This window comes from Glaciimonas sp. Gout2 (assembly GCF_035018905.1).
GTDB lineage: Bacteria > Pseudomonadota > Gammaproteobacteria > Burkholderiales > Burkholderiaceae_D > Glaciimonas.
This window is the reverse complement of the sequence record NZ_JASJXA010000045.1, coordinates 20,306-28,215: the sequence shown is the minus strand read 5'-3', so window position 1 is coordinate 28,215 and position 7,910 is coordinate 20,306. Positions and strand designations below refer to the sequence as shown.

5 protein-coding genes are annotated in these 7,910 nt (G+C 49.9%); all 5 read right to left on the bottom strand.

The genetic code is table 11. The features are described from left to right. Positions 1–64 precede the first annotated feature (64 nt). The 5 genes from QN379_RS20330 to QN379_RS20310 all read right to left on the bottom strand — a co-directional run bounded on the left by QN379_RS20330 (position 65) and on the right by QN379_RS20310 (position 7,910). On the bottom strand, positions 65–244 hold the full coding sequence (locus tag QN379_RS20330; protein WP_323507466.1) for a Flp family type IVb pilin: 180 nt from the start codon (positions 242–244) through the stop codon (positions 65–67). Between the two features lie 446 nt (positions 245–690). Further along, positions 691–2,388, bottom strand: a complete 1,698-nt coding sequence (locus tag QN379_RS20325; protein ID WP_323507464.1) for a ShlB/FhaC/HecB family hemolysin secretion/activation protein — start codon at positions 2,386–2,388, stop codon at positions 691–693. A 179-nt stretch (positions 2,389–2,567) separates the two neighbouring features. Then, positions 2,568–3,929, bottom strand: a complete 1,362-nt coding sequence (locus QN379_RS20320) for a collagen-like triple helix repeat-containing protein (protein WP_323507462.1) — start codon at positions 3,927–3,929, stop codon at positions 2,568–2,570. A gap of 821 nt (positions 3,930–4,750) precedes the next feature. Then, positions 4,751–5,299, bottom strand: coding sequence for a carbon monoxide dehydrogenase subunit G (locus tag QN379_RS20315; RefSeq protein WP_323507460.1), 549 nt, complete (start codon positions 5,297–5,299; stop codon positions 4,751–4,753). A 133-nt stretch (positions 5,300–5,432) separates the two neighbouring features. Next, positions 5,433–7,910 carry a xanthine dehydrogenase family protein molybdopterin-binding subunit gene (locus QN379_RS20310; RefSeq protein ID WP_323507458.1) on the bottom strand — a complete coding sequence of 826 codons (2,478 nt, stop codon included), beginning with the start codon at positions 7,908–7,910 and terminating at the stop codon, positions 5,433–5,435.

Below are 7,910 nucleotides of genomic sequence, written 5' to 3'. Positions count from 1 at the left end.
ACTAGCTTCGCGCTTTGCTTCATTCGTGGCGCTCGCGGCTTCGGCACTTTGGTTGAAATAAATGTCAACACACCCTAACTAAACCAAGTTTTGTTCCGATAGCATTAAAAATACCTTTTAAATCAGTTCCGATTGCTGTTGCACCGGCAATAATTGCAATTGCAACCAAGCCTGCAATCAGTCCATACTCTATTGCTGTAACGCCGTCTTCATCACGAAGAAATCTTATTAGTTTGGTTTTCAATTGTCGCTCCTAAAAACACTGCATAAATACCATTTATTTCCCATATACCGCGATTTTTTAACGAAAACATTGCACTAAAAAGCGTTACAAGTAGTAGTTGGAATACCTCTAGAATAACTCAAATAATTGTTTCTTAAAGAAAAATTTCACACAAGTAACACAAATAACAACATAGGTTTTTTATACCACTTTACATAGGTAAATTAGATATTTTTTCATATTTTTTTTACAATTTTAGTAAAAATACCTATTGAAAACTGTAATTTATTTAATGCAAGAAACTATTACTATAGTTTCCACACAGAATTATTGGGTTGCAAAGTAATAGAAAGCCTTTATCAGAAGCGCCCTCGTATCTGACTAATTATTATAGTTACCGTAAAGAATTAATAGATTCCAAACAGAACTGATAGTTGCCACGTGACATTAATAGTTCCTTTAAAAAATTACTCCAACTGATAGGAATACATTGCATTAACTCGCGGCGATCTTGAATTGGAGTCAAAGGGTTTATCGGCGATTGGTTTTGCCAGCGATAAATCAAAAGAATAAAGACGGCCACCGGAAAAACGCGTACCAAGCGCAATTGATCCCAATGTATCGTGCGTCAACGGTCCGGTATTTGAATACACCCGAGAGTGATCGATAAGAATATAAGGCTGAACGGATTTCAAATAGGTTGTATCAACGATAAACAGACGATTAATTTCGGCCGATACACCCCACCCTTTATCACCAGCAAGTTCGCCAACAGGATAAGCAAGCCCAAATAGTTTGCCACCGAAACCAATTTGCTCCGAGGTCGGGAGGATATTATTGCTGTACTGCCCACTGCCAGCAAAGACCACACCGAAGCCGCCGGGCAACTGGTTTGATTGCGATGCCTGAACGGTTATCCGAGTAAAGCTCAAATCGACGTTACTGTTCTGACGCGATGCGCCGAGTCCATCAATCCCTTTATACAGACCAAGGCCAATTTGACGTATCTGCGCGAACTTATCAGTGCTTGGTGAAGCGGTCGTCCAAGAGCCCTCTGCGCTCAGTACCCGCACCTGGGAGCTTAACTGGACTGACATTGGCGTCGTCGGTACGGAACGGGTAAAGATTTGGCTATTTTCAGCGGCGTAAAGGCCTCCCGTGACCGTCAGATTATGCGTATTGTCGAGAAAGACCGGATAACTTACCGCCGCGCCGACATGAACTGTTTTAGTTTGATAGCGCGGTTGAAACTGGAGACTTTCCAATCCTTGGCTTTCAGGTTCAGAACGATAGTCAGACCAACTTACTTTCGCCAGCACGCCATCAGTGCCGATCGGCTGAACATAATTAATAGCATAAAATTTTTCATGCAATGAACCACCCGGCTGCAACGTACTAACCGTTATCTGCTCACCTAACGGGGTCAAACTATTAGCGGTCGCAGTTAATAAACCACGGATGCCGGGTTGACGATAATCGGCACCGATACCAACCGTCACAGGCTTTCGCTTGACCGTCAGGATCATGTCTGTGCCGCCATCGGTAGTGGTCGGTGGAGGAACGTTGGCAACGACCTGAACGCCCGGTTGTAAACTAAGAATACCCGCCACTCGCTCAAAGGTCTCCTGACGCAAAGGCCGACCTTCCTTTAACTGTTCCGCAATCGCTTTTAGGCGACTTTCTCCATTACCTGGATTTCCTTCAACCTTCACGTTCTTCACGTAACCTTCGACGACGGTGACGACCACGACATTATTTTCAAAACTCTGTGCCGGAATGAAAGCAAACGACAGCGGATAGCCACGCTCCCGGTACATCTGCGTCACTTTATTAGCGGCCGCCAACAATTCAGCAACGGTTGTATCGCGATTCGCAAAAGGTGCAAATTCGGCGGCTACCTGCTCAAACGGCAATGCCTTAACGCCCGATATCTGAAAACGCGATGGCGCCAAATGACTATTTAATAATTTCACCAATGCTGGATCGACTGCCTGCGGCTGGACGTTAATGGTCATAGGGGCACTAGGCGCGGCCTCAGGGGTAGGCAATGTATCGAGAGGATTACCCTGCAACGGACTTCTGCTATCTGCACTGGCCGATGGCATATAAAAAGCGACCAGGAGGCTGACGCCGCCCACTACCCAAGTAATGTTAGTTGATTTCATGCGACTTACGCCTTTAATGGTCATTCTGCGTCTATTTTCCTGAAAGCAATGATGAGGAATTTTTCCAATCTTACTTGATCAGTTAATGATTTAAAAATGACGTTACAAACACGGTTAATTAGTGTTGTTCCCCAAAAAACCTCGGTACTATCCAAGGTTTTTCCCGTCTATAAAAATTATTACTTACCTGTCGCGCCGTGTAATAACGGATTAAGCAGCCCGGTTACCGGTGCCAGAGAACCCGTACCACCAGTACCGGTCGCACCGCCCAATGTGCTGGTCAAACCGCCCACAATCCCGGTTACCGGTGTCAAAGGACCGGCGCCAGTTGTCCCGGTTGCACCAGTCAATGTGCCAGTGAGAACGGTAACCAAGCCTGTTAATGGTGCTAAAGAACCGGAACCAGCCGTGCCAGTCGCACCACCTAACGTGCTCGTTAAAGTACCAACCACACCGGTCAATGGTGCCAAAGAACCAGCACCAGCAGCACCAGTTAAGCCACCCAACGTACCAGTTGAACCATTAAGCAAACCAGTTACCGGCGCTAATGGGCCAACGCCAACACCGGCTGTTGCGCCCCCCGTCAACCCTAATGCATTGTTAAGTGGCTGCAGCAAACCATTAGTTTGGTTGCCGAGCAAAGGTTGTGTGCTGTTGGTCAGGCTATTCGCACCCACCGCCACCACGGTATTACCTACTGTTGTAATGAGACCGCCCAGATCACTGGCGACAGGTACATTAGAGTTGGTCAGCTGTGTTCCCGCTGACGCGACGTTGCTGCCAATAACAATAAGCGCGGCATTCGCAGGCTGGTTAATACCGGTTGTGTTACCTACAGCCTGTGTGAGCGTGTTGACCGTACTGGTTAATGGCAAGATCGCGGTACTCGTCGTCAAGGTAATCTGCTCAACCGGACCGGTTGTCAGCACAGTAGTCAACGGTGTGTTCGCTTGGCTAATAACACCGCCAACTGCAGTCACCAAGCCACCGACCGGCGTGGTGACCGGGGCTAATAAGGCCAGCTGTCCGCTGCCTAAACCTGTCACAACCTGGCCCGTGCTTTGAACTGTATCTCCGACCTTGCCGACTACGCCACCGAGACTACCAACCGTGGTTCCGACTGGATCGGGGGCCGTCCCGATTTGGCCCAAACCATTCGTTATCCCAGCACCCAGTGTTGTGAGAACTCCACTCCCGTTGCTGACGACACCGGTCAGACCAGTTTGTGCCGCTGCTGGCAATGGCAATTGACTTGCCAATGTTGTGCCAGCACCGTGTACAGCAGTGCCAGTACTTGAGATGATAGAACCAGTATTCGAAATAACATTCGACGTTGGCACACCGCCGGTGCCAGTACCTCCACCAGTACCGCCGCCAGTACCTCCCCCAGTACCGCCGCCAGTGCCTCCACCTGTACCGCCGCCCGAACCCGCACCTGCGCCACCGGAACCACTACCTACCGTGCCATTTCCAGCACATCCACTTAATAATCCGGCTAATAAGAGTGATATCGCGATTAAACTTGTTTTTGAGGCATTCATAATAAATCCTTTCCTATTTTGGCCAAGTTGCTGAACCTTACGTAGCATCATTAGCAATGAATGTGCCCACGAGAAATATTTATTGAAGCCTCATTTAAAAATGTTAGTCGCACTTAAAAAATGAAATATAGCCATTTATAATCAGATACTTACACGATTTTTTTTAGTAAAAAAATGTTTGTTAAATCATGTTAAATCGCGCGATGGCACGTTACATGTAACGTAACGCACGGGAACATCCAGCAACAACTGGTCGCCCAACCTCAAGATAACAACAGTCTTTTTACATCGAATTAAGTAACTAACAAGTCGCCATCTCAGCTTGAACGCGGATATAGCGGACTTGGAACAAATTGATATGGGGCCGCGTGCCTTGTAGCAGATAACCGCACACCGGGCAGCGGCGCGCCTGCTACATCAGACACAGCGCACTCAAACGAGAAGTGCTTGGTAATCGTGCCACCAAGGTGTGATCGTACTTTTGATGCAAATTGGTGCGATAAGTATGCAACGTAGTCGACAAATCAAGCCCTTGCCGATTACGTGGAATTTCAAATCGCGGTCATCGGCAACGCATCGTTTCACAACGATTTTTGATCGCGTTAAATATCAATTTGTACCAAAAGTACGATTATCCCAAAAGAAAATGAACGTACGCTCGCCATAAAAACAGCGACATAGTTCAATGTGCGTGCAATCAAAAGAATGACGAATCCAGGTGTGCCGGTGTTTATCAAGGCCTGGCAACATGTGAAAAATGGCGAGCGCTCGCCAAATTTTGATTTACTACAGTACGCCCTTCAGCATGCTGCGAACTCCAACTATCTAAACCAAAAGATGGCAATAAGTAGTGCTGCGACAACTGGGATCGCCCAAGGCACGAAGCGACGATACCCCCCGATGCTGGCGATCGGTGCTTCAGAGGTGCCCTCGGCCTCGGAGTCTGGCAATCCAACCGTTGCCACAAAAGTAGCAAAGAAATCATCCGCCGTTTTTTTTGCGGCAATATCTACTAAGCGCGAACCAATTTGCGCCAGCTTTCCGCCCACCTTGGCATTCGCAATGTATGAAAGTTCAGTGCCACCTTGCACCGAACGCAAAACGACGTCTGCACCACCTTTTGCGAACCCAGCCATACCCCCCTGCCCTTCAAACGTCAATGAATATGAATTTGGCGGATTCGAATCCGTAATGTGCATTTTTCCATTGAAGCGTGCGGTAACCGGGCCGACTTTAGCTAATAGAACGACGCGAAACTCCGTTGGGGACAGAGATTCGATATCTTCGCAGCCCGGAATGCAGGATTTCAGCGCATCAGGGTCATTGAGGGCATCCCACACGCGTTGTTGCGGCGCGGGGATTAACTTCATACTAGATAATTCCATAATGATCCAGTCTTACTGAGATACTAAAAGTTAAAAAAACAAAAACGCTGCCGCGCATGAACGAATTGGTTGGCGCGGCCACCCGGGGTTAGGTTACGCAATTTGACTGAAGTCGCGGTCATACGGGCTTGGCTGCCGTTCGCAGAATCCGGCGAATGCGGTTGGGCGTGAGAGGGACTTCCATGCACTCCACGCCAAACGGCTGCAACGCATCCTCGACCGCCTGCACAATCGCTGGAGGTGCCGCCATCCTGCCGCCTTCGCCACCGCCCTTGATGCCGTATTCGGTATAGGGGGACGGCGTCTCCAAGTGACCGATCCTGATATCAGCTGGAATTTCCATACTGGTCGGCATGTGATAGTCCGCGAACGAAGCCGTCAACAACTGACCATCCTCATCGTAATGGAAGTGTTCGTAGAGCGCAGTACCAATCCCCTGCACCGTTGCACCGCGTATCTGCCCATCCACAGTCATGGGATTGACCAACGTCCCGTGATCATGGACGGCGACATAATCCAGAATCTGCACTTTTCCCGTCTGCGCATCAACCTCCAATGCAACGGCATGCACTACATGCCCCATTATCGGATAGAAGATGCCCATATGGCTTCGGTCTGCGGCGGGCATGATAGTCAGCGGATGGTCGTACACGGCAGTAGTTTCCAAACCGCTTGTGAACCCGGGATCGTCGGGGAAGCTCAAGCGGAAGTAGTGTGATTGCATGGCAATCTCAGCAATAGATTTTTCCTGATTGGGAACACCCTTCAGCCCAACCTTGCCGTAGCGCAATTCAAGGTCGCTTTCATTGCACTCCATCATATGCGCCGCCAGACGAAACAGCTTCGTACGCAACGTCTTGACCGCGCTGACAATAGCACCTGCCAGCATCACGGTGTAGCGACTCCCCCCTGGACCAACGGAATTGAATCCCGTATCTTGATCGGAATAACTGATTGCCACGTCCGTAGGCTCAACGGTAAGCGCCTCCGATACAATCTGCGCGGCCATCGTTTCTGGGCTATTTCCCCAGAACGGTGAATTCAGTTTGATGAACACCTTACCCGCCGGGTCAATCTTCATCAACACGGATTCCGGCGAACTCGTCAAATGAAAGCCCGGTACATCGGTTCGATCGAGAAACCAGAATTCGGTCGCACTGTACACACTGCGCTCCTGACATGTCACAAGACCGATACCGATGTGGCGTCCCTGTTTGCGTGCTTCCGCCTGTTTGGCGCGCCACCCCTCATAATCGAACATGCCCAGCGCCTTCTTCAATACCTCCTGGTAATTGCCGCTGTCGTACACGTTGCCGGTGGGCATCACATACGGAAATTCGTCCGCTCGGATCAAATTCTGCCGACGCAGCTCTACAGGGTCCATACTGAGTTCGCGCGCCGCCGCATCAACTAGCCGCTCAAGAACGAAATTGGAAACCTCGGCGCCAAAACCGCGATAAGGTCCTTGCTCACATTTGTTGGTCAATACTGCAATGATGTTCGCTTCAATGCTGTTGATTCGGTAGGGTCCGGTAACTTGGGACATGGTGTTGCCATGCGTTCCGGTGCTAAATGTCAGATACGCGCCATAATCGTCGATCACCTTATAGCGCAGAGACAGCATGGTGCCGTCCTTCTTCAGTGCCAGTTCCGCCTCATAAACCCGATCCGATCCATGCGCATCGGCATTGGTCATATTGTCCAGGCGGTCTTCAATGAACTTGACAGGCCGTCCCACAATTCGGGCAAGTGAAGCAGTCAAAATTATAGATTTATGCAACAATTGTTTCGAGCCAAAGCTGCCACCGGCTAGCGTGGGCACAATATTCAAATGGGTAGTAGGAACCCCTAGCGAACCGGCACACAACCACCCCACGTAGTTGAACATGTTGGTGTTGCTGTAGACAGTAAATTTCCCTGTGCCTTGATTGAATTCCGCCACCGCGCCCACCGTCTCTATCGGCTGCGGGCCAGACCGGTTCCAGCGAATCCTCCTTTTGATCACCACCTCTGCACGCGCAAAATCATTGTCCACCGGACCAAACGTGAACGTCTTATTCAAAGCGATGTTGGTATCACCGAGATACGGATGTAGAACAGCGTCTCCACGCGCATTGCACGCATCTTCCAAATCGCTAACAACGGGCAATTCATCATATTCGACCTCAATGAGATCGAGCGCGTCCTCGGCGATGTAGCGGTTTTCGGCCACCACGGCGACTACGGTCTCTCCGACATGACGCACCTTATCAATCGCAATCACATGCTGCACCACCGCCGGCGCAGAGAAGGTTACCCCGGGCCCGGTTTTTTCGGCCAGCTCCTTGCCTGTTACGACTGCGAGTACTCCCGGCAACGCGCGCGCGCGGGTAACATCAATCGATTTGATACGGGCGTGGGCAATCGGACTTCGCAGCAATGCCGCATGGACCATCCCGGGCAACATGATATCGTCGATATACTTGCCATTTCCCGTCAACAGCCGGGGGTCTTCGATCCGCTTCATGGATTTGCCAATCCAACGCATGTCGGGACGGGGTTCCTCGCTTCGACGAGGTGCGGGAATTTTCACCGCAGGTACATAGCGTTCGGTCAT

Excerpts from the sequence above, each read along its gene's own strand:
- QN379_RS20315 (WP_323507460.1), bottom strand. The coding sequence starts at position 5,299 with ATGAAGTTAATCCCCGCGCCGCAACAACGCGTGTGGGATGCCCTCAAT.
- QN379_RS20310 (WP_323507458.1), bottom strand. The coding sequence starts at position 7,910 with ATGACCGAACGCTATGTACCTGCGGTGAAAATTCCCGCACCTCGTCGA.
- QN379_RS20325 (WP_323507464.1), bottom strand. The coding sequence starts at position 2,388 with ATGAAATCAACTAACATTACTTGGGTAGTGGGCGGCGTCAGCCTCCTG.
- QN379_RS20320 (WP_323507462.1), bottom strand. The coding sequence starts at position 3,929 with ATGAATGCCTCAAAAACAAGTTTAATCGCGATATCACTCTTATTAGCC.